General features: G+C 63.5%; 16 protein-coding genes and 1 tRNA gene. 10 read left to right on the forward strand and 7 right to left on the reverse strand.

The features are described 5' to 3' along the window. Positions 1–34: 34 nt before the first annotated feature. Positions 35–1219, forward strand: coding sequence for a TetR/AcrR family transcriptional regulator (locus tag E1H16_RS08785; protein ID WP_166741679.1), 1185 nt, complete (start codon positions 35–37; stop codon positions 1217–1219). 192 nt (positions 1220–1411) lie between these two features. Further along, a complete protein-coding gene (locus tag E1H16_RS08790; RefSeq protein WP_166741680.1) occupies positions 1412–2965 on the forward strand; it encodes a class I adenylate-forming enzyme family protein in 1554 nt (517 codons plus the stop codon). Positions 2966–3037: 72 nt separating this feature from the next. Here the strand turns inward: E1H16_RS08790 and hrpA are convergent, their stop codons facing one another. Together hrpA and E1H16_RS08800 are read right to left on the reverse strand one after the other, a co-directional pair. Then, complete coding sequence (hrpA, locus tag E1H16_RS08795) at positions 3038–6826, reverse strand: ATP-dependent RNA helicase HrpA (RefSeq protein WP_134323313.1); 3789 nt, start codon at positions 6824–6826, stop codon at positions 3038–3040. Between the two features lie 118 nt (positions 6827–6944). Beyond that, on the reverse strand, positions 6945–8654 hold the full coding sequence (locus tag E1H16_RS08800; protein ID WP_134323314.1) for an AMP-binding protein: 1710 nt from the start codon (positions 8652–8654) through the stop codon (positions 6945–6947). 139 nt (positions 8655–8793) lie between these two features. Here E1H16_RS08800 and E1H16_RS08805 point away from each other — a divergent pair, with 139 nt between their 5' ends. Further along, a complete protein-coding gene (locus E1H16_RS08805) occupies positions 8794–9456 on the forward strand; it encodes a VOC family protein (protein ID WP_134323315.1) in 663 nt (220 codons plus the stop codon). A 172-nt stretch (positions 9457–9628) separates the two neighbouring features. Here E1H16_RS08805 and E1H16_RS08810 read toward each other — a convergent pair. Further along, positions 9629–9716: transfer RNA gene (locus tag E1H16_RS08810), tRNA-Leu, on the reverse strand. A 118-nt stretch (positions 9717–9834) separates the two neighbouring features. Further along, positions 9835–12081, reverse strand: a complete 2247-nt coding sequence (locus E1H16_RS08815; RefSeq protein ID WP_134323316.1) for a DEAD/DEAH box helicase — start codon at positions 12079–12081, stop codon at positions 9835–9837. Positions 12082–12410: 329 nt separating this feature from the next. Here E1H16_RS08815 and E1H16_RS08820 point away from each other — a divergent pair, with 329 nt between their 5' ends. Then, positions 12411–13733 carry a M20/M25/M40 family metallo-hydrolase gene (locus E1H16_RS08820; RefSeq protein ID WP_134323317.1) on the forward strand — a complete coding sequence of 441 codons (1323 nt, stop codon included), beginning with the start codon at positions 12411–12413 and terminating at the stop codon, positions 13731–13733. Positions 13734–13774: 41 nt separating this feature from the next. Beyond that, entirely contained in the window at positions 13775–14770 is a 996-nt protein-coding gene (locus tag E1H16_RS08825) for an NADPH:quinone oxidoreductase family protein (RefSeq protein ID WP_134323318.1), read from the forward strand. A gap of 198 nt (positions 14771–14968) precedes the next feature. Here E1H16_RS08825 and E1H16_RS08830 read toward each other — a convergent pair whose 3' ends face one another. From E1H16_RS08830 to E1H16_RS08840, 3 genes are all read right to left on the reverse strand, one after another. Continuing rightward, positions 14969–15184, reverse strand: a complete 216-nt coding sequence (locus E1H16_RS08830) for a DUF5703 family protein (RefSeq protein WP_134323319.1) — start codon at positions 15182–15184, stop codon at positions 14969–14971. Between the two features lie 98 nt (positions 15185–15282). Beyond that, the gene (locus E1H16_RS08835; protein ID WP_134323320.1) at positions 15283–17193 is read right to left on the reverse strand and encodes an AAA family ATPase; all 1911 of its coding nucleotides are present in this window, start codon (positions 17191–17193) and stop codon (positions 15283–15285) included. Further along, entirely contained in the window at positions 17193–18131 is a 939-nt protein-coding gene (locus E1H16_RS08840) for an aldo/keto reductase (protein WP_243837798.1), read from the reverse strand. The genes E1H16_RS08835 and E1H16_RS08840 overlap by 1 nt, the downstream gene beginning before the upstream one ends. Before the next feature lie 100 nt (positions 18132–18231). Here E1H16_RS08840 and E1H16_RS08845 point away from each other — a divergent pair, with 100 nt between their 5' ends. The 5 genes from E1H16_RS08845 to E1H16_RS08865 all read left to right on the forward strand — a co-directional run bounded on the left by E1H16_RS08845 (position 18232) and on the right by E1H16_RS08865 (position 23043). Further along, entirely contained in the window at positions 18232–19278 is a 1047-nt protein-coding gene (locus E1H16_RS08845) for an LLM class F420-dependent oxidoreductase (RefSeq protein WP_134323322.1), read from the forward strand. Positions 19279–19309: 31 nt separating this feature from the next. Then, positions 19310–20014, forward strand: a complete 705-nt coding sequence (locus tag E1H16_RS08850) for an MSMEG_4193 family putative phosphomutase (protein WP_134323323.1) — start codon at positions 19310–19312, stop codon at positions 20012–20014. Between the two features lie 49 nt (positions 20015–20063). Next, on the forward strand, positions 20064–20621 hold the full coding sequence (locus E1H16_RS08855; RefSeq protein ID WP_134323324.1) for a DUF3090 family protein: 558 nt from the start codon (positions 20064–20066) through the stop codon (positions 20619–20621). After that, a complete protein-coding gene (locus E1H16_RS08860) occupies positions 20618–21352 on the forward strand; it encodes an SCO1664 family protein (RefSeq protein WP_243837799.1) in 735 nt (244 codons plus the stop codon). Before E1H16_RS08855 ends, E1H16_RS08860 begins: the two co-directional genes overlap by 4 nt. A gap of 113 nt (positions 21353–21465) precedes the next feature. Next, positions 21466–23043, forward strand: a complete 1578-nt coding sequence (locus tag E1H16_RS08865; protein ID WP_134323325.1) for an ABC transporter substrate-binding protein — start codon at positions 21466–21468, stop codon at positions 23041–23043. Positions 23044–23058: the final 15 nt, after the last annotated feature.

A 23058-nucleotide genomic window follows, 5' to 3' on the forward strand; every position in this document is an offset into this window, starting at 1 on the left:
CGATCGAGCGTTATCCGACTGGGAAGGTGGATCAATGAGGCCGAATCGATCTCGGAGTACGCAGCCTCGAGGCGATGATGCGACGCGCCAGCGGCTACTGGATTCAGCCGGTGAACTCTTCTCGCGTCAGGGCTTCAAAGGCACACCTATCTCAGATATCGCTGATCATGCAGGGGTGGCTCGGCCGACGTTCTACGTGTACTTCTCCTCGCGAGAGGACGTCCTGCGAGAACTTGCAAACCGCGTACGGTCCGAGGTGTCGCTGGCACAGCACGAGGCAGCCAAGGGAACGGATCCGAAAACCGTCATCAGATCGTCGATCACGGCAGCTTTGGACGTCTATACCCGCAATGCCGGCATACTGACCGTGATCCAGCACCAAGCGCTAGTCGATCCCCACGTCAGTGAGGCGTGGGACGAGATCGTTTCGACGCCTGTACGGTCGGGGCGGGCGTTCATCGATGGCCTCGCGCGCGAGGGAAAAGCCCTCCCTGCCGCCAGCGCTGAAGCACTGAGCGAGGCGGCGGTCGCGAATCTGATCCATGCGGGGTTCGCCGCGCACCGCGAACGCCGTGCGCTGACCGTAGAAGAACTGGTCGCTATATATGAACGACTTCTGGGGCTCACGACGGAAAGGTCGCCAAGCGGCGCACCACCACCGGGGTCAACCGTCAGTCGCATCCTTGCCGCCGCGGAAGAGGTCTTCGCCGAACGCGGATTCGATGGTGCCAGCGTGTCGGACGTTGCCGCCCGCGCCCGGGTCTCGCGGCCCACGATTTATACGCACTTTCCGTCAAAGGAGGACCTGCTGCGCGGCGTTGTCCACGGTGTTCGCGATTCATTCTTGGCCCTTCAAGAACGCGAGGCGACGGACGATCGCGATGTGCTCACCGGCGCCGTACGGGCATACCTGGAGGGCTGGACCCAGCACTATGGGATTCTGTCGTTGATCGAGCACCGGTCGATGTCGGACCCGAGTTTTTCGGACTTGCTGGACGATGTGCAATTTCGGCTACACCGCCGCCACGAGCGTTATCTGGAGCGCCTGCGTCACTCGGGTCGGGCGACGCCGCTGTTGGCCCCGACGGTCGTGGCCGAGGTGATCACCGGGGCAACACGTCAGTTTGCTCAGGGGATCGTCGCTGGTCGTCTTGTTCGGGTCGAGTGCGCAAACGACCTTGCGGATCTCATGCTGAAACTGGCAAACCTGATCGAGTAGTACCCTGCTGCGTCTTGTGGGGGGCGAGGCGCGACTTTACAAACGAGACAAGCTTGAACTACCGTGCCTAACACAGTTGTAAAGTGGGCGCGGTTGACTGGCTCGAGGACTCGCTTGTGACGGATCTCGAGCCCGTTCCGGAAGATCGCCTCATCGTCCCGACCGGCGCCCACAGGAATGCGAAGGAGCCCAATGTCGATCTACCGCGAGCAGCTGACGATTGGTGACATCCCACATCGGCATGCCGAGAAGCACCACTTGCGGGATAAGCCTGCGGTAATCGAGGGGGAGAAGCGAATCACCTGGGCCGCGCTGAGCGAGCGCAGCGCGCGGGTAGCGGGAATGCTGCGCGGTCTTGGTATTGAGCGTGGGGACAAGGTGTCGGTGATCCTGCAGAACCGTGCCGAGTTTCCGGAGCTCATTTACGGAGTTGCCGCGCTGGGTGCAGCGATCGTGCCGATCAGTTATCGGTTCGTCGCGCGCGAGATCGTCTACGCGATCGAGCACAGTGATTCATCGATCGTCATCGTCGACGCCGATGTACTGGACACTCTCGAGGAGGCGCTGAAGGATTTGCCGATCGGCGCTGATCGAGTGCTCGTTATCGGCGAGGCGGTCCGCGCACATCCGTATGGAGACTACGAGGTCTCGTTGGCGGAGGCCCCCGCCGTTCAGGATGGTCTCACCGCCGAGGAAATGGATATCTACCACCTGGCCTTTACCGGTGGAACGACCGGCTATCCGAAGGCATGTGAAGTCCCACAGCGGATGGCTAGGCAAAACTGGTACGACATCACGGTCGAGACCGGCATCCGAGAAGACGACGTGATGCTGATTTCGGGCGCTTTCTATCACGGGCTCGGATTCATGTGGGGCCTGCAGCAGCTGATGGTCGGCGGAACTGTCGTAATGCAGCGGACCTTCGACCCGCAGGAGGCATTGCAACTCATCGAACGCGAGCGCGTGAGCGTCACCCCAGCAGCGCCGACGCTATACACGATGATGCTCTCGGTGCCCGACCGGCAGGACTACGACGTCAGATCGATGCGGGTGTTGGTATCGGCAGGAGCCCCGCTGCTGACCGTCACCAAGGAAGGCTTGCTCGACTATTTCACCTCCGCCGGACTGTACGAGTATTACGGCGCAACGGAAGCCGGTTTCTACTCGATACTCAAGCCAATAGACCAGCGGCGGAAAACGCGAAGTGTCGGACAAGCATGGTTCGGCTGCGAGCTTCGAATCCTCGATGCCGAAGGCGTCGAGCTTCCACCAAACGAGGTCGGAATGATCTTCAAACGGGGCCTGGCTCTAGGAGTGCGCTACTACAAGAACCCAGCGGCAACAGCCGAGGCGTTCCGTGGGGAATGGGTCACCAGCGGCGATCTGGGCTACCTCGATGACGAGGGATACCTCTATGTCGTGGACCGGGCTAAGGACATGATCATCTCTGGCGGCGTGAACATCTTCCCGACCGAAATTGAGGAGGTAATATCCGCGCATCCCGCGGTCGTCGAGTGTGCAGTTGTCGGGGTCGCGGACGAGAAGTGGGGTGAAGTCGTCTGCGCCTACGTCGTCTCTGGGGCCCAGCAACCGCTCGAAGCCGAACTCGATGAGTTGTGTATCAGCAACCTGGCGCGATACAAGCGGCCTCGCATCTACCGAATGGTGGACGCATTGCCGAAGAATGCCTCCGGCAAGATCCTGAAGCGAGGTTTGCGGGCGGCCGGAGCAGCGGGTTCGTCGTGATGTCGACGCTGATCGGTATCGAGAATCAGCCGCCCATCCTGCGCGGGCAGCCATCGTTAGATCGCCAGCGGACTAGTACTTGTCCATAATCTTGCGGATCCGTGCGGTCGAGACCGAGTAACGCGGTTTCACCGCTTGGGCGAACAAGGAGAGCCGTAACTCCTCGATCATCCAGCGGACCTCGCGCAACTCTGCCGGTAGCTCTTCATCGCTGCGGAAGGTCGCCACGAAGTCGTCGTACTCTGCGCTGAGGTCGTGCACTTCCAGCATCGACAGGCGATCGCGTTGGTGGTTTGCGCGAAGCCGATCCGCGCGTACAGCGATACCGCGTAGATACCGGGCGATGTCGTTCAGACGCGCGACGCCGTGCAGACTGACGAATCCGGGCGGCACCAGGAAAGCTAGTTGCGTTCGAATGTCAGCCAGTTGCACGGCAAATGGTTTGGGCGGTAGGTCCGCGATCGAGCGGTCCGCCGCCATTTTCTGCTCGAGCACGGCGGCCACCTTTTCGAACGCACCGAGCGTGCCCGCGACCTGCCGCTCGCGGGCAGTCTGCAGCAACGCAAGGTACTCGGATTCGGACCAAGGAATCCCGACAGTATCGATCTCCTGAAGGGCCACCGCGTGTTGTACGTCATCGCGCAGTGCCGCGGGGTTGGCGTGCGGCGTCTGCGTGAGGGATACCTTCTGTGCGGCGCTGAGCGCGCGCGTGACTTGGCTGCCGACCGGCGGCAACTGATGGACCAGGAGCCATGCGACCCCCTCGCGCATCGCGTTGAGTTGAGCGAATTGCGTGGTCTGGATTCGTACCGCGAGTGAGTCGCCTTCACGAACCAGCGCCGGAAAGCCATCGACCGGCCCGTGCGTGGTCTGCAGCGCCACCACCTGATCGAGTGTGCCGATCGACCAGGAAGTAATGCCGCGCTGTTCGTTGGCTACGGCAACTTTCGCAACTTGTGCGCGCTGTGCGCTACCGAGGTGCTCCCGCAGCACAGCGAGGTCCTTTCCCGAGGCGACAACCTTCCCCGTCTCGTCGACGATTCGGAAGGTCATCCGCAGGTGGTCGGGAACTTTGGACCAGTCGAAATCGAACTCCGTGACTGCCGCGCCAGTGAGCCTGCGCAACTCGTCAGCAAGCTGAGGCAGCAGGGCGCCCTTCTGTGGGCTGATGGTTTTCAACGCCGCGCGGGCTCGATCCGGAGCGGGAACCACATTACGACGGATCACCTTCGGGAGGGACTTGATCAAAGCGGTGACGAGTTCCTCGCGACGGCCGGGTACCAACCACCGGAACTCCTCTGGATCGGTCTGCGACAGCGATACCAATGGAAGGTCAACACTGACCCCGTCAGCTTCGGCATCACGGGCCGCCGGAACTACGCTCGGATCGAATGTATATACAAGCTCTAGCGGACGGTCTCCGTCGCGCCACACATTAGGAAACGCATCGTCATCCGGGCGCTGCGCGCCATCACGCAGTACGTCATCGGCACCGAAGTTGAGCAGTTCGGGAGTCTCATGACGCTGGTGCTTCCACCACTTATCGAAATGGCGCCCCGAGACGACCTCGGATGGGACACGTGCGTCATAGAACGCGTACAGAGACTCGTCATCGGCGATGAGATCGCGTCGGCGTGCCTTGTCCTCCAACTCGACGATCTCACCGAGTAGATCTTGATTGTGTCTGAAGAAGTGGTGCCGGGTGTCCCAATCGCCCTCGACGAGAGCCTGCCGGATAAAGATCTCCCGCGACGCGACGGGATCGATGCGCCCATAATTCACTCGCCGGTCGGCGATGATCGGCACGCCGTACAGCGTGGCTTTTTCGGTCGCGACGACCGCGGCCCGCTTACGTTCCCAATGCGGTTCGCTATATGTACGTTTGAGGGCGTGCGACGCTACTTCCTCAACCCACGCGGGGTCTAACCGCGCGACGTCGCGCGCCCACAGCCGCGACGTCTCAACGAGTTCAGCGGCCATAACGTACGGCGGATTCTTCTTGAATAACGACGATCCAGGGAAAATAGCGAACCGAGCGCCGCGCGCACCGACGTACTCCCGCTTATTGCGGACATCCTGCAGGCCAATTTGGGAGAGCAGCCCGGTGAGCACCGATTTATGAACGTCGTCGTCCGACGGGCGAGCGGCGGAGGTGTGGATGCCGGCGGCGCCAGCGACCTCTCGTAACTGTGCGACGAGGTCCTGCCACTCACGCACCCGCAAGTAGTTGATGTACTCGGTCTTGCATCGTTTGCGGAACTGCGAGGACGACAATGACTTCTGCTGCTCGCGTAGGTATCGCCACAGATTAAGGATTCCCAGGAAGTCCGATGTCTTATCGACGAAGCGGGCATGTAGCTGATCCGCGTGCGCTTCGTGCTCCGCGGGCCGCTCACGAGGGTCTTGAATCGCCAGTGCGGCAGCAACGACGATCACCGCGAGGGCGGCATCGCGTTTGCCGCCCTCCACGATCATCCGGGCTAACCGCGGATCAATCGGCAGTGCTGCGATGGTGCGACCAGTCTGCGTCAGCTCCACGCGTCCGTCGACCCGCCTGAGCGCGTCGATTTCCTGCAACAGCGCCATTCCGTCGGCGATGTTGCGTTTATCCGGCGGCTGGATGAACCCGAAGGTCTCGATGTCGCCGAGCCGTGCCGCGGTCATCTGCAGAATGACCGATCCGAGATTCGTACGGGTGATCTCCGGATCGGTGAACTGTGGGCGAGAATCGAAGTCGTCCTCGGAGTACAGCCGGACGGCGATGCCATCGGACGTGCGGCCGCATCGTCCGCTGCGCTGCATCGCCGAAGCCTGTGAAATCCGCTCTATGGGCAGGCGTTGCACCTTCGTAGATAGCGAGTATCGCGATATCCGGGCGGTGCCGGCATCGACGACGTACTTGATGCCGGGCACCGTCAGTGATGTCTCCGCGACGTTGGTGGCTAAGACAATCCGCCGTCCGCGGTGGGAACTGAACACTCGGTGTTGGTCGGCAGCTGATAGTCGCGCATACAGTGGCAGGATTTCGGTCCGCGGCAAATCCAGCTCCCGCAGCGCATCAGCGGCATCCCGGATCTCGCGTTCGCCGGACAGAAATACCAGCACGTCACCAGGAGGTTCGGCGGCCAATTCGGCGCACGCGTCGATAATTCCGGTGACGAGGTCACGCTCCGGGGCAGCGGTGTTGTCCGGGTCGACCAGTGGCCGGTAGCGGATCTCGACCGGGTAGGTGCGGCCGGATACCTCGATGATCGGCGCGTGGTCGAAGTGCTCGCTAAATGCTTCGGGATCGATCGTCGCCGAGGTGATGATGAGTTTGAGGTCTGGGCGCTTGGGCAGCAGGGATTTGAGGTACCCCAGTAAAAAGTCGATGTTGAGGCTTCGCTCGTGTGCCTCATCGATGATGATCGTGTCATAGCGGCGCAGCATGCGATCGCGCTGAATCTCGGCGAGCAGGATGCCGTCGGTCATTACCTTCACGTAGCTGTCCCGGCTCACCTTGTCGGTGAACCGCACGGCATAGCCGACTTCGGCACCGATCGCGACGTCGAGCTCCGAGGCGATGCGTTCGGCCACGGTGCGAGCCGCGAGTCTGCGCGGCTGGGTATGGCCGATCTGGCCCTCGATACCGCGGCCGATCTCTAAGCAGATCTTCGGGATCTGTGTGGTCTTGCCGGACCCCGTTTCGCCGGCGATCACCACGACCTGATTGTCGCGGATCGCTTCGGCGATCTCGTCCTTGCGGGCAGTGACTGGAAGTTGATCCGGATAGGTGAGCGCGGGAACCCCAGCACGGCGTGCCTCGAGTTGGTGCGGCGTACGTCGCGGCGGGGTGCGGCGGTTACGGGGACGTCGAGACATGGCGATTCAGCCTATGCCAGTCAGCACCGTTACCGCGAGTGAGTTTCGCCAACGCAGATCATTGGGCACCTGCGTGACGCGGGCCGACCCGCTGGTGCTCAGAAGGGCCCGATCGGTGCTATCGCTGCTGAAGGGCAATCGCGAGTTCGGCCTTCTTGATCTTGCCGGTGGTCGTCATCGGATACTCGGTCACGATCCGCACCTCCGGCACCTTGTAGGTCGCCATCTGCGTTTTTGCCCAAGCCCGCAACTCGTCGGCGTCAATGCTGCGTCCTTGGATCGGTTTCACGAACGCGACCGGAATTTGTCCCTTGTCGGCGTCCGGGCGCGGTACGACGGCAGCTGTCTCGACGTCATCGTGCCGGCACAGGAACGCTTCGACCTCCGCCGGAAAAACGCTCATGCCGTTGACCTTGATCATGTCCTTGTTTCGCACCAGGTAATGCAGGCACCCGGCCTCGTCGATGAACCCCGTATCGCCGGTGTACAGCCATCCGTCCCGAATCGCTTCTGCAGTCGCCTCGGGCTTCCGCCAGTATCCAGTGAGAATCGACGGGCTGCGCTCGATGATTTCGCCCCGTTCGCCGAATGGCAGCGGTTGGCCGGTCGCCGGATCCACGACCATAAATTCGGTTCCTGGCACTGGAAGACCACACTGACCGGGTTCGTTCAAGATGTCCCAATCCTCGTCCTGTAACCCGTACGTCGAGGTGTCCATCGTGTGGGTTTCAGTCATCCCAAACGCGGCTTCCCGCAGGATTCCGTCGCTGCGGCTGGCCGCACGCCATCGGGTGCGCACCTCGGGATCGACGCGAGCTACGAATGACATCGCCAAGGGGGTGTGCAGGCTGCGGAAGTCGTAGTCGCCGACCCGCGGGTGTTCGATGATCTCGATGTAGTTATCGACGGTAGCGATCCATACCTCGACCTTGTACTTATCGATCGTGCGCATCACGGTCTCGGCGTCCCAGCGGGCGAGGATCACCACGGTTCCGCCGGTGATGACCGGGGACAACAGTCCCATGTCCTCGCCGGCAATCCAGAACACGGGTACGTGACACAACAGGACCGGGTGAGCTGTGATGTTGCTCGCGGTCATCCACGCGGCCACGGCGTACACCATGTGCCGCTGGGTGTGCTCACACCCCTTGGGCAGCCCTGTGGTGCCGCCGGTGTAGTTCAGCGCCGCGAGGGCGTCGAGGTCGACCTCGCGCGACGCTGCGCGGTCGGCAGCCAGCACATCCGCCCACGTGTCGTATTCGGGGACCTTTGCGCTGGTGGTCGCCGGTGGTGCCGGTGGCGGTGCTTCGTCCCCGGCCATCTCGTAGGCGGACGTCACCAACACGGTCCTGACGGACGTCTCCTCGATGACATTGCCGAGCACCTCAAGCATGGAGTCGACCGCGAACAGGACCTGAACGTCGGCGTCAGTCAACTCGTGGCGCAGTTCGTGCTCGCGGAACATCGTGTTGATCGGTACGTGTACCGCTCCGAGCTTCAGGATGCCGAGGAACGCGATCATGAACTGGGGCGAGTTCGGCAGCAGCACGCCGACCCTGTCCCCGGCGCGAACGCCGTGCGACTCCAGCCACCCGGCGGCGCGGTCGGTCAGCTCATCGAGCTCAGCCCAGGTGATCTCGCGGCCGTAGAACGCCACAGCCACAGCATCCCCGCGGCGCTTCGCCCACTCGCGAACCTGATCGCCGATGGGAATCTCACCCAGTGGATACCGAACCTCAGTGGGCACGTCGGCAGGGCGCACACTGGCCCGGCGTCGCTCGGCCTCAGCCAGGTAGTCATCGACGTTCACTAGCAACCTCCAAGCCATTTGACATGAGTGTCTATTTTGCCGCAACGACAGGGCGCCGTCGAACCACTCTCACCTGGTGGATCGCGTCGTCGTGGATACTTCGGCAGAAACCGGCCGCGTAGCAGCGGCGCCGCCACGACGCAGAGGACCCACCGACATGATCGATCGAATCGCCCGCATTGACATCGCCGGAGCGGACGAGTCGCTGTACGACATTTTGCTCGGTCCCGCTCACACCGCCGGGAACCTGAGGGTGGTGGCCGCTGAAACGACGCGAGCCGTATTTGCCACCGCGAACCCGGCGAAGACCGCCGAACGGATCCGGCGACGGGGGATTGAGTTGGACGACGAAGGATTCGTCGTGAACGGCCTCAGCTTCGGGCTCACCGATTCAACGCCTATTCCCGTACCCAACCCGGAGGTCGAACTCGATCACGTGGTGTTGCGTACCGCCGACGCAGAACGCGCGATCGCTAACTACGGCGGGCGCTTGGGCATCGAACTGCGGCTGGAACGACACGCACCGCAGTGGGGGATGCACATGCTGTTCTTCCGCTGCGGCGAGGACATCCTGGAGATCGTGCAACCCATCGGCGATGAGCAGCACACCGGTGGCGACCAGCTCTACGGCGTGACGTGGCGCGTTGCCGACCTCAACGCCACCGCTCAGCGGCTGAAGGCCGCTGGGATCGAGATCAGCGAGATACGCGATGGCCGCAAGCCCGGCACCCAGGTGTGCACCATCCGCGATCGCCGCACCGGCGTCCCGACCTTGTTGATTCAGCAGGAGTCGCTGCCGTTCAGCCGCAGCCAGCGCTGAGCACGATTGGACTCGCACGATGGGTAACTGCTGCGCAGCATCAGCAGTTTCCGCCGCTGATCTGCCGGCGGGATTGCGTTGTACGTCCCGCCGTACGTGAGGCGCGGTACCGACGAAACCCCGGCCAACCGGGCCGGGGTTTCGTCATGTTTATGCAGGTCATCCTACGTTTTGGTGTCCAGAGGGGGACTTGAACCCCCACGTCCGATAAAGGACACTAGCACCTCAAGCTAGCGCGTCTGCCATTCCGCCACCTGGACAAGGTGCGCAGAGAATGTTACAGCACTGGTAACGCCTCTGCCGCGCGGGTACCCCTATTTCCTCCGTCCGGTCGCGACCACACGAGCAGCGGTCGCGACCGGCAGGAAAGGGGCCGATTTACGCCTCGTGACGGTCCGGACGGCGTCCTCGCGAATCGCGGCTATCGCGTCGGTAACCACCACCGCGACGGTCCCCGCCATCATGTCGGCGGTCTCCGAACGAACGGCGATCACCGCCGCGTCGGTCGCCGCGGAACCCGCCCGAGCGACCGCGGTAGCCGCCACCCTGACGTGGGCCGCGCGCCGGACGCGCCTTCACCGGCGGACGGTACTCCTCGACCGGCTCGCCGGACGGCTGCGCGCCGCCGGTGATGTCAGTGATAGCCGAGTCACCTGGCTCGACGTACACGCCGCGCAGCTCGACCCCGGCGCGACCGATGAGCCGTTCGGCGCCGCGACGCTCGCGCGGCATGGCCAACATGACGACGGTGCCATCCTCGCCGGCACGCGCAGTGCGACCGGCACGGTGCAGGTAGGTCTTGTGCTCCTGTGGCGGATCAGCCTGGATAACAAGCTCGACGTCGTCGATATGGATGCCACGGGCGGCGACGTCGGTCGCGACGAGCACCGGGACGTGGTTGCCGCGGAACGCGTTGAGCGCACGGGTGCGCTGGCCCTGACTCAACCCACCGTGGATCGCCAGAGCGTTCACGCCGACCTCGCGCATCTTTTCAGCAACGCGGTCCGCGCCCAACTTCGTCCGTACGAACACGATCGAGCGACCTGGCCGCGAAGCCAATTCAGCAGCGACTGCGGCCTTACGGGCGGGGTGGACGACGAATAGGTGGTGTTCCATCGACTCGACTGAGGCGCCGACGTCCGCCGTGGAGTGCAGAACGGGATCGGTCAAGAAGCGCTTGACGAGTACGTCGACGTCACCATCGAGGGTGGCCGAGAACAGCATCCGCTGGCTGTCGGCGGGTGTCTCTTCGAGGATCCGACGCACCTCGGGGGCGAACCCCATATCGCACATCTGATCGGCCTCGTCCAGCACGCTCATTTCGATGCCGGAGAGGTCCGCGGCACCGCGCTCGATCAGGTCGATCAAGCGGCCCGGCGTCGCGATGAGCAGATCAATACCGCGATCGAGGGAATCAAGTTGCTTCTTGTACGGCATCCCACCGGCGACCAACAGCGTGCGCAGGTCCAGAGCCTTACCCAGCGGAGCCAGCGCGTCGACGACCTGCATCGCTAGTTCACGCGTGGGCGTGAGGACGAGCGCGCGAGGACGCTTAGGTTCGCGCGTGCCGCCGGTGAGCCGAGTGAGGGTCGGTAGGCCGAACGCCAGCGTCTTGCCCGATCCGGTGGCGGCCCGAGCCAATACGTCCGCTCCGCCAAGCGCCGACGGGATCGCCTCGACCTGGATCGCGAACGGAGCACCGATCCCTCGTTCGGCGAGTGCGGCGACCAGCGGTGCAGGGATCCCCATCGCGGCGAAACCGTTAGCCTCGTCGACGTCCACGGCGGCTTTCGTCTCGACCGGGACCAACTCGTCGAAGTTGCCCTCGAGAGCGGCCTCTTCGTCGGCGCGGCTGAAGTAGTTGCTGCGCGCGCGATCATCCCGATCCTGGCGACGGTGGTCGGCGTGACCAGCGACGTGGTGACCATGGTTCGGCGCGCTGCCGCGGTCATCGAACCGGCGACGAGGCCGATCGCTGTAGCGGGCATCGTCGCGGCGCTCGAAACGCCCACCGCGATCGCCACGATCGAACTGTCCGCCATCGGTGTGGCGATGGCCTGAACGCGCATCCCGACGGTCGTACCGAGTATCGGCTCCAGCCGGACGCCGATTCGGGCGCTCGAAGCGGTCGTTGTCGCGCTCGAAACGCCCACCGCGCTCCGATCGCGGAAAACGATCGGAGCGATCAGAGTGGCCGCTGCGATCGCCGTGCTCAAAGCGATCCGAACGACCACCGCGCGAGTCGAAGCGCTCCGACCGTTCGTACCGACCGCTATTGCGTTCTGGGCGAGTCCCGAACCGCTCGGGACGTCCGCCACGGCGATCATCACGGGAGTAGTTCTGCGCATGGCGCGAGTTATCGGCCCCGTCGGAGCGCTCTGCGCGATTGAATCGCCCTCGATCGCCTCGAGCGTCGCCGCGTTCGAAGCGGTCCGCACGCGACTCGTTCGCATGATCGCGCTCATAGCGGCGCGGGCGATCCTGCCCGGCATAGCGCTCAGCGCGTCGTTCGGCGCGATTGACCTGACCGTGGCGCGGCTTACGTCCGCCCGCGGAAAATTCGGACTTGCGCGCACCTGTTGTGCGGTTCTGTTTTCCGGGGTTACCGGAGAAGTTCTTTACCATCGTGAAAGTTCCTCACGTTGCTGTGAGGCAGATGGGCGCACCGCAAAACCCGCCGCGAGCCCACAAGGGCGGCGACTACCAACTCGATCGTCGGCGGGAGAGAATCTGACGCAGTGCGATCTGCGCTCGCGTACACCAGCAAGCGGTTGCTTGCGATGCCAGGCTGAGCGCTCACCATCCGTTGACGGCGGGGGAGTCGTCCCGCGCGTCATGTACTGCGCACATGCCGTATGGATTAAAGAATAGATCACCAGGCGTTCGAATCGGGTGCGTCGTGACTGGGGTCTCCACCCGCTGTGATGCACCCAACGGTGAGGTATGAATGGGGTGTGACTTCGACACCCTCAACCCAGCCCGATTTCTCCGAGGTAGTGGACCTTTGCTCGGAGCTCATCACTATCGACACGACTAACACCGGTGACCCCGCGACCATCGTCGGCGAGCGGGAGGCAGCCGAGTGGGTCGTAAAGGTACTTTCCGAGGTCGGCTACGAAACTACCTTGCTCGAGTCCATAGAACGTCGCGCCAGCGTGATCGTGAATGTACCCGGGCGCGACCCGAGCAAACCCGCGCTACTCGTTCACGGGCACCTGGACGTCGTACCGGCGATCGCCGAGGAATGGTCCGTTGATCCGTTCGGTGGCGTCGTCAAGGACGGATTTATCTGGGGCCGCGGAGCGGTCGACATGAAGGACATGGTCGCGATGATGATCGCGGTCCTACGTCACTGGAAGAGGTCGGGTGAACAGCCGGATCGCCCGATGGTCTTTCTGTTCGTCGCTGATGAAGAACATGGCGGCGTACACGGCGCGCATTGGCTCGTCGAACATCACCCCGAGTTATTCGACGGCTGCACCGAGGCGGTTGGTGAGGTTGGCGGATTTTCCTTCACCGTCGACGACGCCACTCACGTGTACCCAATCATGACCGGCGAGAAGAGCCTGGCCTGGATGAAGATCACCGCGACTGGCGCCCCCGGTCACGGGTCCATGGTGCACCGTGACAACGCGGTGACGAAGCTCGCTGCAGCGGTAGCGCGTGTCGCTGCGCATGAGTTTCCGGTGGTGTGGACTGACACGTTGCGCCAGTTCGTCGGCGGACTCGGCGAGATCATGGATACCGACCTGACGAATGTCGATACCGAGGTGTTGATCGACAAGCTCGGGGGCCTGGGCAAGATCGTAGGCGCTACGCTGCGCAACACCGCGAATCCAACCGGTTTGCAAGCCGGCTACAAGGCGAACGTCATTCCCAGCACTGCCACGGCAACGTTGGACTGCCGGATCATCCCCGGCCAGGAGGCCGAGTTCGAGCGGCAGATCGACGAACTGCTGGGTCCCGACGTCACCCGCGAATGGATCGTGCACGATAAAGCGCTCGAGACCTCGTTCGATGTACCGATCGTCGAAGCGATGACCGCCGCGTTGCGTGAAGAGGACGCCGGCAGCCACACGCTGCCTTATCTGATGTCCGGTGGCACTGATGCGAAGGCGTTTTCCGAGTTGGGCATGCAGTGCTACGGCTTCTCGCCGCTGCGACTGCCACCAGACCTCGATTTCGCCGCACTGTTCCACGGCATCGATGAGCGTGTCCCGGTCGACGCATTGCTGTTCGGCACGCGCGTACTGAACCGATTCCTGCTGAGTCTCTAAACCATCACCCGCAGACACCACAATGCCGAGGAGGCACATCGATGAAGGCCTGGTTGGTCGAGAAGAACGGCGATCCACAGGACGTCCTGGAATGGAAGGACACTCCGGACCTGCAGACACGGCCAGGCCTGGTCAAGGTGAAGGTGCTCGCCGCGGCGCTGAACTTCCCGGACATCCTGCTGTGCCAGGGCAAGTACCAACAGACGCCTACGCTGCCGTTCACCCCGGGTGTCGAGATCTGCGGCGAGATCGTCGAGGTCGGTGAGGACGTCACCCGCTGGAAGGTTGGGGACCGCGTGTGCGGTGGACCGTTCAGCGATGCGGGCGCGGGCGGCGGCTACGCCGAATACGCATTGATGAAGGCCGATGGAATCTTTGCCGTGCCAGCGGGGATGCCGGCCGAGGAGGCCGCGGGCTACGTAGTGACGTACCAGACCTCCTGGGCCTCACTGCACATCCGCGGCAACATCAAAGCGGGGGAGGTCGTGCTGGTTCACGCGGGTGCCGGCGGCGTGGGTTCCTCGGCAATTCAGATCGCCAAGGCGGCTGGAGCAACGGTCATCGCGACGGCCGGCGGCCCGGAGAAGAAGCGGATCCTCACCGAGCTCGGTGCCGACATCGCAGTCGACTACTTGACCGAGGACTTCGTGCAGATAGTCAAGGATGCGACTGACGGCCGCGGTGCCGACATCATCTATGACCCGGTGGGCGGCGACATTTACGACAAGTCGACCAAGTGCATTGCGTTCGAAGGCCGCATCCTCATCATCGGGTTCACCTCGGGCCGATTCGCGCAGGCCGCGACCAACCACGTGCTGATCAAGAATTACAGCGTCGTCGGGGTGCACTGGGGTTACTACCGCCAGATGCGTCCTGAAGCCATCGGACAGGCCGATGCCGCGCTCACCCAGTTGTACGCCGACGGCAAGATCAAGCCGTACGTGTCGAAGGTCTACAAGATGTCGCAGGTCATTGAGGCGCTGATCGATCTCGGCGGCCGCAAGACCACCGGCAAGGTAGTCGTCATCCCCGACTAACCCGCAGCCCGCTCGTCGGCCACCCCATGCATGTCCCGACAACCGTCCGCCGACGGGCCTGGCACGGAATCATTCAGTCGGTTGTCGACGAAGCGAGGGTGTCGAACGAGGCCGAGGGAGTAGGACGACGAGGGACGCCCGGATCAGTGAGCGATCACTGATATCGGCGTCCCTCGGTCGCTGTCTGCGTAGCGGAGCTCAGAGGATAGGGCGGGGCAGGTGCTCGTGGCGTCGGCGGCGACGCATGACGACCTTGCGGGTGCCGTCGGCGTACTTCAGTAGGCGAGCCAACTCCCAGCCGCCAACCCCGGCCTGCGCGGCGAGCATCTGCGCGGCGTGCTTCACGCCCGTCCCGGCTGGGATCCGAATTGGCGCGTACTCCCACTGATCCTCGTACGCAATCGGCTGGTGCATCCTGGCAGTCTAGAAGCAATCGGATCCGTGACAACGCTGACCCGCCGTCGCGTGACCGCATGCTATGCGGTGGTCAGCACCTTCACCGCGATTACCAACTACCGGGATGCGGCGCGACCCTTCAGCCGCGGCACCAGGGACGTGCGACGCACGCGGGCCGCTTTCTGCCGTACGGCGTACGCCAGTGCTGGTCCGGAACCGTGCACAATCGATAGGTGGCGCTGTGCGCGGGTGAATGCGGTGTAGACGAGCGCGCGGACCAGCAACCGCCCCGACTCCGGCGGTATCACGGCCACGACGGCCGGCCACTCTGAGCCCTGCGCCCGATGCACGGTGATCGCCCATCCGTGCAGCAGATCGCCGAGCGCCTTTCCGGATATCTCTGCCGTTCCAGAGGAGAACTCAACGGTCAGTGTTTTATCGCCCAGGCCCACGACCGTGCCCACCTCGCCGTTTGCATACCCGAACGGCGAGGCGTCTAGATGGTTCGCGGTGGCCACGACCCGGTCGCCGAGATCGAATCCGGACACCGCACCCGGACCGGGGTTCAACCGCTTCTTCAACGCCAGGTTCAACTCCCGGGTGCCGGCCGGTCCGCGGTGCACCGGCGTGACTACCTGAATCTCCTCGGTAGCGAGCCCAAAGACTCGTGGAATCGAATCGGTCACCAGCTGCGTGGTCCGGTGCGCCGCTTCGGCCGAGCCGCGCGCACCGACCACGACGACCTCACGGGTCGGGTCATCTACCGGCGGTAGCTCGCCCTCGCGCACCTGTGCCGCTAACAGGGCGATCTGACCGCCCTCGGTGTGCCGATACAGGGTGGTCAACTCAGTGATCGGGATCGTTCGGGCATCGATAAGGTCGGCGAGCACGCGCCCGGGACCGATCGACGGCAGCTGCGCCACGTCGCCGACGATCAGCAGGTGCGCGCCATCGGCGATGGCATCCAGTAGCGCTGCGGCCAGCACGACGTCGAGCATCGACGATTCGTCGATGACCACGATGTCCGCCGAGATCGGGTCTTCCCAATCGTGGGTGAACCCGCCATCGCGTCCTTGAGCCCCCAACAGCCGGTGCACGGTCATGCCTTCGCTGCCGGCTAGCTCGCCCAGGCGTTTGGCGGCCCGACCGGTGGGGGCGGCGAGCGCGACTTCTTTCTCATGGACCAGCGCGAGTTGGACGATCGAACGGACCGTACGTGACTTACCCGTTCCCGGGCCACCGGTCAGCACGCTGACGCCCTCACGCATGACGAGCGCCACCGCGTCGGCCTGTTTCTGGTCGAGTCCCTCGACCGCATCACGCAGCGAGTTCTTGTTCCCCCATTTCTTGGCGCCGGCCTGTAACCGCGCAACGTCAGCGGCGATGGAGTCCTCGGAATCGGCGTACTCCTTGAGCGCGAGCAGGTCGTCCGTACGACGTACAGCCAGGTCGTCGGATATCGCCCGTTCCACCGCGCCGGTGACGTCCGCGATGCCGGCGGCGCGGACCGCGTCCAGAACGTCGTGCACCTCGGTCTCGGTGTGTCCCTCGATCGCGTCTGCCCGCAGCGCCTCTATCACCACGGCTCGTCCACGGCGCGGGTCCTGCCGATCGAGTGAGCCGAGCACGTTCCTCGCGACGATGTCGGCGGCCGCCACATCGATGCCGCGGACGCCCACGATCCGCCACGGATCGTGTTCGATCAGCCGCACACAATCGTCGCCGACCTCCTCGATGATCGCCGACGCCACGCGAGCACTGATACCGGCCGGCACCAGCAGGCGGACCACGTCGTACACCGGTTGGGCACCGAGCCAGGCCGACAGCAGCCTGTTCGCGCGTTGTGATTTCACTTTAGGGATGCGCAGTAGCGCCTCCTCGGTGACCAAATCGGCGCGGACGATTCCGGCCTTCGGCAGCGCCGCGGCCGTGGTAATGCCCAGACCCGGCCACAGGCCTGCATCGCAAAATGCCGCGAACGTCGGGTCCGCATCCTCGGGCCACTGGACCCGGCGGAACTCAGCCACTAGCGACGGCGCTCCGGGTATCCGAGGATGGGGGCCGATACTTCATCGAGCACCTGGTGAATCTCGTTCGGCAAGGTCAGGTCGTCAATAGACAGCGACGCTTGTAACTGACCGGCGGTGCGTGCGCCGAGAATTGCCGACGTCACACCCGGTCGATCGCGCACCCACGCCAACGCCACGGCCAATGGTGAGACCCCGAGGCCATCGGCCGCAGTCGCCACTGCCTCCACGATGCTGTTCGGCCCCGGACCCAGATAGCGACGTACGAATTCACCGAGGTGCGGGGAAGCGGCTCGTGAGTCCGATGGAGTTCCGTGCCGATACTTACCGGTGAGCACGCCGCGCCCTAGCGGCGACCACGCGATGGTGCCGACGCCGAGCGCCCTAGCTGCCGGGATCACCTCGCGCTCCACACCTCGCTCGAGTAATGAGTACTCGACTTGGCTGGTCACCACCGGAGCCTCGGACTTCTTCAGGGCCTGAATAGTCGCGGCGCGGGTTAGTTGCCATCCGGCGTAATTGGACACGCCGACGTACCGCACGCGTCCGGAACGAACTGCGGTATCCAGCGCCGCGAGTGTCTCCTCCAGCGGTACCAGCGGATCCCACGCGTGCAATTGCCACAGGTCGAGGTAATCGGTGCCCAGCCGTTTCAGCGATGCATCGAGCGCCGACAACAGATGTCCGCGCGAGGCGCCGCGGCCTAGTGGACCCGGTCCGGTGCGCCCGACTGCCTTCGTCGCCAGCACCATCTGATCGCGCCGTACGACGGTCCGTAGCAGGCGGCCGACGACCTTTTCGCTCTCGCCGTCGACATAGACATCGGCAGTGTCGATAAAGTTGCCACCGGCCTCGACGTACGCGAGCAAGCAAGCGGTCGCCTCGTCGCGGTCGGTGTCCCGACCCCATGTCATCGTGCCGAGACCGAGTCGGGACACGACCAAACCGCTTCTACCTACAACACGCTGCTCCACGAGGAGCAAAATACCCGCTTGGCGCCCTGGTATAGCCGAGGCTCGCTGAAACACTGGAGGACGAATGAAACTCGGACTGAATCTCGGTTACTGGAACCGGCACAACGACCGCTCAAACATCGAGTTGGCAATTGAGGCAGACAAGCTCGGGTTCGATGTCGTGTGGGCTGCCGAGGCGTACGGGAACGACGTCGTATCGACCCTGGCGTACGTCGCAGCCAAAACCGAGCGGATCGACATCGGCTCGGCCGTAATGCAAATCCCGGGCCGTACGCCGACGATGACCGCGATGACCGCAGCCGGGCTCGATTCCCTCTCGGACGGGCGATTCCGCCTCGGGCTGGGCGTGTCCGGACCGCAGGTCTCCGAAGGATGGCACGGCGTCGGCTACGCGAAGCCGCTCGGGCGCACCCGTGAGTACATCGACATCGTCCGGATGGCGCTGCGACGCGAACGCGTGCGGTACGACGGCGAACACTTCCAGTTGCCGATTCCCGATGGCCCTGGCAAGGCGCTGATGTTGGTGACCCCGCCGCTGCGCGAGGACGTGCCGATCTATCTGGCGTCGGTCGGCCCGAAGAACCTCGAACTCACTGGGGAGATCGCGGACGGCTGGCTCGGCGTGTTCTCGGCGTACGACGCACTCGATCCGGTACTCGAACGTATCGCTGCCGGAGCGGCGAAGGCCGGACGCGCGCTGAGCGATCTCGATATCGGCATGTCATCGAGCGTCGCTATCGGTGACGATCTGGAAGCCATGGCCAATCGGATCCGTCCGCACCAGGCGTTGTACATCGGCGGTATGGGTAGCCGCGAACAGAACTTCTACAACGCCACAGTCGTTCGCCTGGGTTACGCCGAGGCCGCTGAGCAGATCCAGGACCTGTACCTGCGGCGGCACTATGCCGAGGCTGAGGCCGCGATTCCGCTGGAACTGGTCGATCGCACCTCGCTGATCGGACCCGTCGATCGGGTAGCCGACCGACTTGTCGCGTTGCAGCAGGCGGGTGTGGACACCCTGAACGTCACACCCACGGGCGAGGACCTCCCGGAGAAGGTCCGGCAGATGCGCGCGCTGATTGAGGCGCTGGAAAAATCTGGTGTCGCGTGATGCCGGGTAATCGAACCTGGCTGGACCTGCGATGACGACCCTGCTGTTATTACGCCACGGGCGCTCCTCGGCGAATACGAAGGGCATCCTGGCGGGCCGACGACCGGGCATGCACCTGGATGACCTCGGCCGCGAGCAAGCGGCCAAGGCCGCCGAACGGATCGCCGACATCGCGCTCGATCGGATGGTCAGTAGCCCATTGGAGCGGTGCCAGGAAACCATCGCCGCCGTTGCCGCTACTCGTCGCCGAAAGGTGGTCACGGACGACGGGTTCATCGAGGCCGACTACGGCAGTTGGTCGGGCAAGAAGCTCAGCGAACTGGCGAAAGACCCGCTGTGGCCGGTGGTACAGAATCACCCATCGGCGGTGACTTTCCCCGGCCGCACCGGCGAGGCGATGACCGATATGGCCGCGCGCGCGATCCGGGCTGTTCGTCGCCACAATGCGAAGGTCGGTCCGGACGGCGTGTGGCTGGCCTGCAGTCACGGGGATGTCATCAAGTCGATCGTCGCCGATGCGCTGGGTCTGCACTTGGATCAGTTTCAGCGAATCATGATCGACCCAGCGTCGATCACGGTGATTCGGTATACCGAGCAGCGACCGTTCGTCGCGGTCACCAATTCCACCTCGGGAACCCTCGCGCCGTATATTGCGGGGGCGTCATCGGGCAGTGATGCCGCGGTCGGCGGCGGCGCCGGACCGTCGGGCTCGGCGCACCCTCGACGCGCGCGATAGATTGAATTGTCCCAGCACCACCTGTGAAAGGGCGGCAGGTCAATCACCTATGCCACGCAAGGTCTACGAGTTCAACAACCCGCGCCGGTTCGTCGCCGGCACCGTCGGACAGCCCGGGGATCGCACGTTCTACCTGCAGGCCAGCGATGCCAACCGCACGGTGTCCGTCGTCTTGGAAAAGGAACACGTCCAGGTACTCGCCGACCGACTTGAGGACATCGTCGATGAGGTAGTACGCCGTGGGACCGTTCCGCCGATCGAGTCGCCCCAGGAGGACCTCGATCCGCTGGAGATGCCCGTTGACGAGGAGTTCCGAGTCAGCGCGCTCGGGCTGGCATGGGACGACGATCTCAAGGCCGTCGTGATCGAGGCGGTCTCGGGGGAGTCCGGGTCGCTGGATGAGGATCAGATCTTCTCCGATGACGACGACGCACCGGACGTATTGCGGGTGACGATCGACGCCGCAGCTGCTCGGGCCTTCGCCGTGCGCGCCAACGCGGTAGTCCACGCCGGGCGTACGCCGTGTCCACTGTGCGGTATCCCGCTCGATCCGGCCGGACACATCTGCCCGCGGCAGAACGGGTATCACCGCGCCACGTTGTCGTGAACGACGACGATCGAGCCCTGCTGTGCGAGGGCGAGCTGGAGATTCTCGGCCGCATCGTCGAAGCCAGCAACGCGACGCTGTTGTGCACGGTGACCCTTGGCGATCGCACAGCGCATGCGGTCTATAAGCCCGTTCGCGGCGAGCAGCCGCTGTGGGACTTTCCCGACGGCACTCTCGCTGGACGGGAGCTCGCGGCGTACGCGGTGTCCGAGGAAACCGGCTGGGGGATCATCCCGCCGACCGTGCTGCGGCACGACGCCCCGTACGGCACGGGCATGCTGCAACTATGGATGGACGGCGACGAAGATGTCGACCTGATCGAGTTGATTAATTCCGCGCCCGACTCGTTGCGGCGAATGGCGGTGTTGGACGCGGTCATTAACAACAGTGACCGTAAAGGTGGACACATCATCGTGCGTCCGGCAGCGCCGGACACGCCAATCACTGAGCGCGAAGTTTGGGGAGTCGACCACGGCGTCAGTTTCAGCGCAGAGGACAAACTCCGCACGCTGCTGTGGCAATGGGCTGGCGAACCGCTGACCGATGAGGCGCTCGAAGTGCTGCACCTACTGCACGATGCGTTGGACGCAGATCTCGGTGAGACGCTCCATGAGCACCTCACCCTCACCGAGGTGCGGCGTACCCGCGCGCGAATTGAATCGATGGTGCGCGACGGGACCCACCCGCTGCCGTCTGCGGATTGGCCGTCCGTGCCGTACCCACCGTTCTGAGGACAAGTTCGAATTCGTTATACGCCGATGTCGGATTCGTTGTTACATAACGATTAGTTGTTCGATACGGTCCCTAAGCATCATGAACCAGCGAGCGATCGATTGGACAACAGATGCGTACACGAGTTCAAGCCCTCGCGGGCGCTACCGCCGCGGCATTATTTCTTGCCGGATGCGGCGACGTGGAAGAGAAAGATCCCGCTAACACGCCTGACGGTGTCGAGGACGCGATTCCGCTCGCCGATGACTACGATCCGGAAGGCCATTTCGACTGGGCGTGGAGCCAGGCGGTGACGCATTGGGACCCAGTACAAAGCATCACCGGTGGAGACCTGAACTTTTACTATCCCGTCTACGATCGCCTGTTGCGGATGGAAGACGACGGCACCATCGTGCCCATGCTGGCAGAGTCCTGGGAACCTAACGACGACGGCACGGTGCTGACCATGCACCTCAAGGAAGACGTGTCATTCACGGACGGGACGCCGTTCGACGCCGAAGCCGTTAAGTTCAACCTGGACCGCGCGCTGGAAGAAGGCAGCACCATCGCTGGCGAGGTCGAGCAGATCTCAACCGTCGAGGTGGTCGACGAGCACACCGTCGACATCACGGTAAAGAATGCGCTCGGCGCACTTATCTCCGCACTCGCCGTCCGCCCCGGAATAATGGTGTCGCCTACCGCTGCAAAGGCCGACACCATCTCCGACATCCCGGTTGGCATCGGCCCCTACACCGTGACTGAATCGATTCCCGGCGATCGCGTGACCTACGAAAAGACGCCCGACTATTGGGATCCCGAGGCGCAGAATGTCGCGACGATGACCTATTACGGTGTGCAGGACGATCAGACTCGTTTCAATGGTCTGGAATCGGGAGAATTCGACGGCGCGTATCTGAATCCGAGTTTCGTCGATTCGGCGCAGAATTCCGACCTCAATGTGATCTCGGCTCCAACTTCGACCTTCGTCTACTTCATGTTGAACGAAGCGGTTGAACCGTACGACGACCCACGGGTCCGCAAAGCCGTCAACCTAGCGATCGACCGAGAGGGGATCGCCGAAGGTCTCTACGAGGGCTTCTGCACTCCGGAAATCCAGCCCTGGCCATCCAGCAGCTTCGCGTACAGCGACAAAGTTGGCGACGGTAGCGACATCTGGGGCTACGACCCAGAAGAGGCCAAGAAGTTAATGGAGGAAGCCGGCGTCACCGAACCGGTCGAGATGACTGCGATCACCACCAACATCACCCAATACCAACAACTTGCCGAAGTCCTGCAGGAAAATTTCAAGGCGATCGGCGTCAACATGACGATCAAGCCGGGGCCGTCGGCCGAAGGCGTGCAACTGTACGCAGTCGATAAGACCGCGCACGGAAACATCAACCCGTACACCGGCATTCCAGACCCGCACGGCCCGATCGTGCGGTACTTGATCCCAGGCGCGCTGTATAACCCGGGGGAGCAGACCCCGCAGGAGATGCTGGACAAGGCCTACGAGGCGGCTGGCCCGGTCGACGCGGAGGACCGCGCGCCGATCTACGAAGAGTTCATGGACATGTGGATTGAGAACCCACCGCACATGATGCCGATATGCATGGTAAACAGCGCATCGGCATTCAACGACAACGTGTCCGGCGTGAGCATTTCGGTCGCCGGTGGCGTCGAGGCCCGCGGCGTCGCGGTGGCCAGCTAGTCGCGAGATTCCGAC

The sequence above is a fragment of the Cumulibacter soli genome (assembly GCF_004382795.1).
Lineage (GTDB): Bacteria > Actinomycetota > Actinomycetes > Mycobacteriales > Antricoccaceae > Cumulibacter > Cumulibacter soli.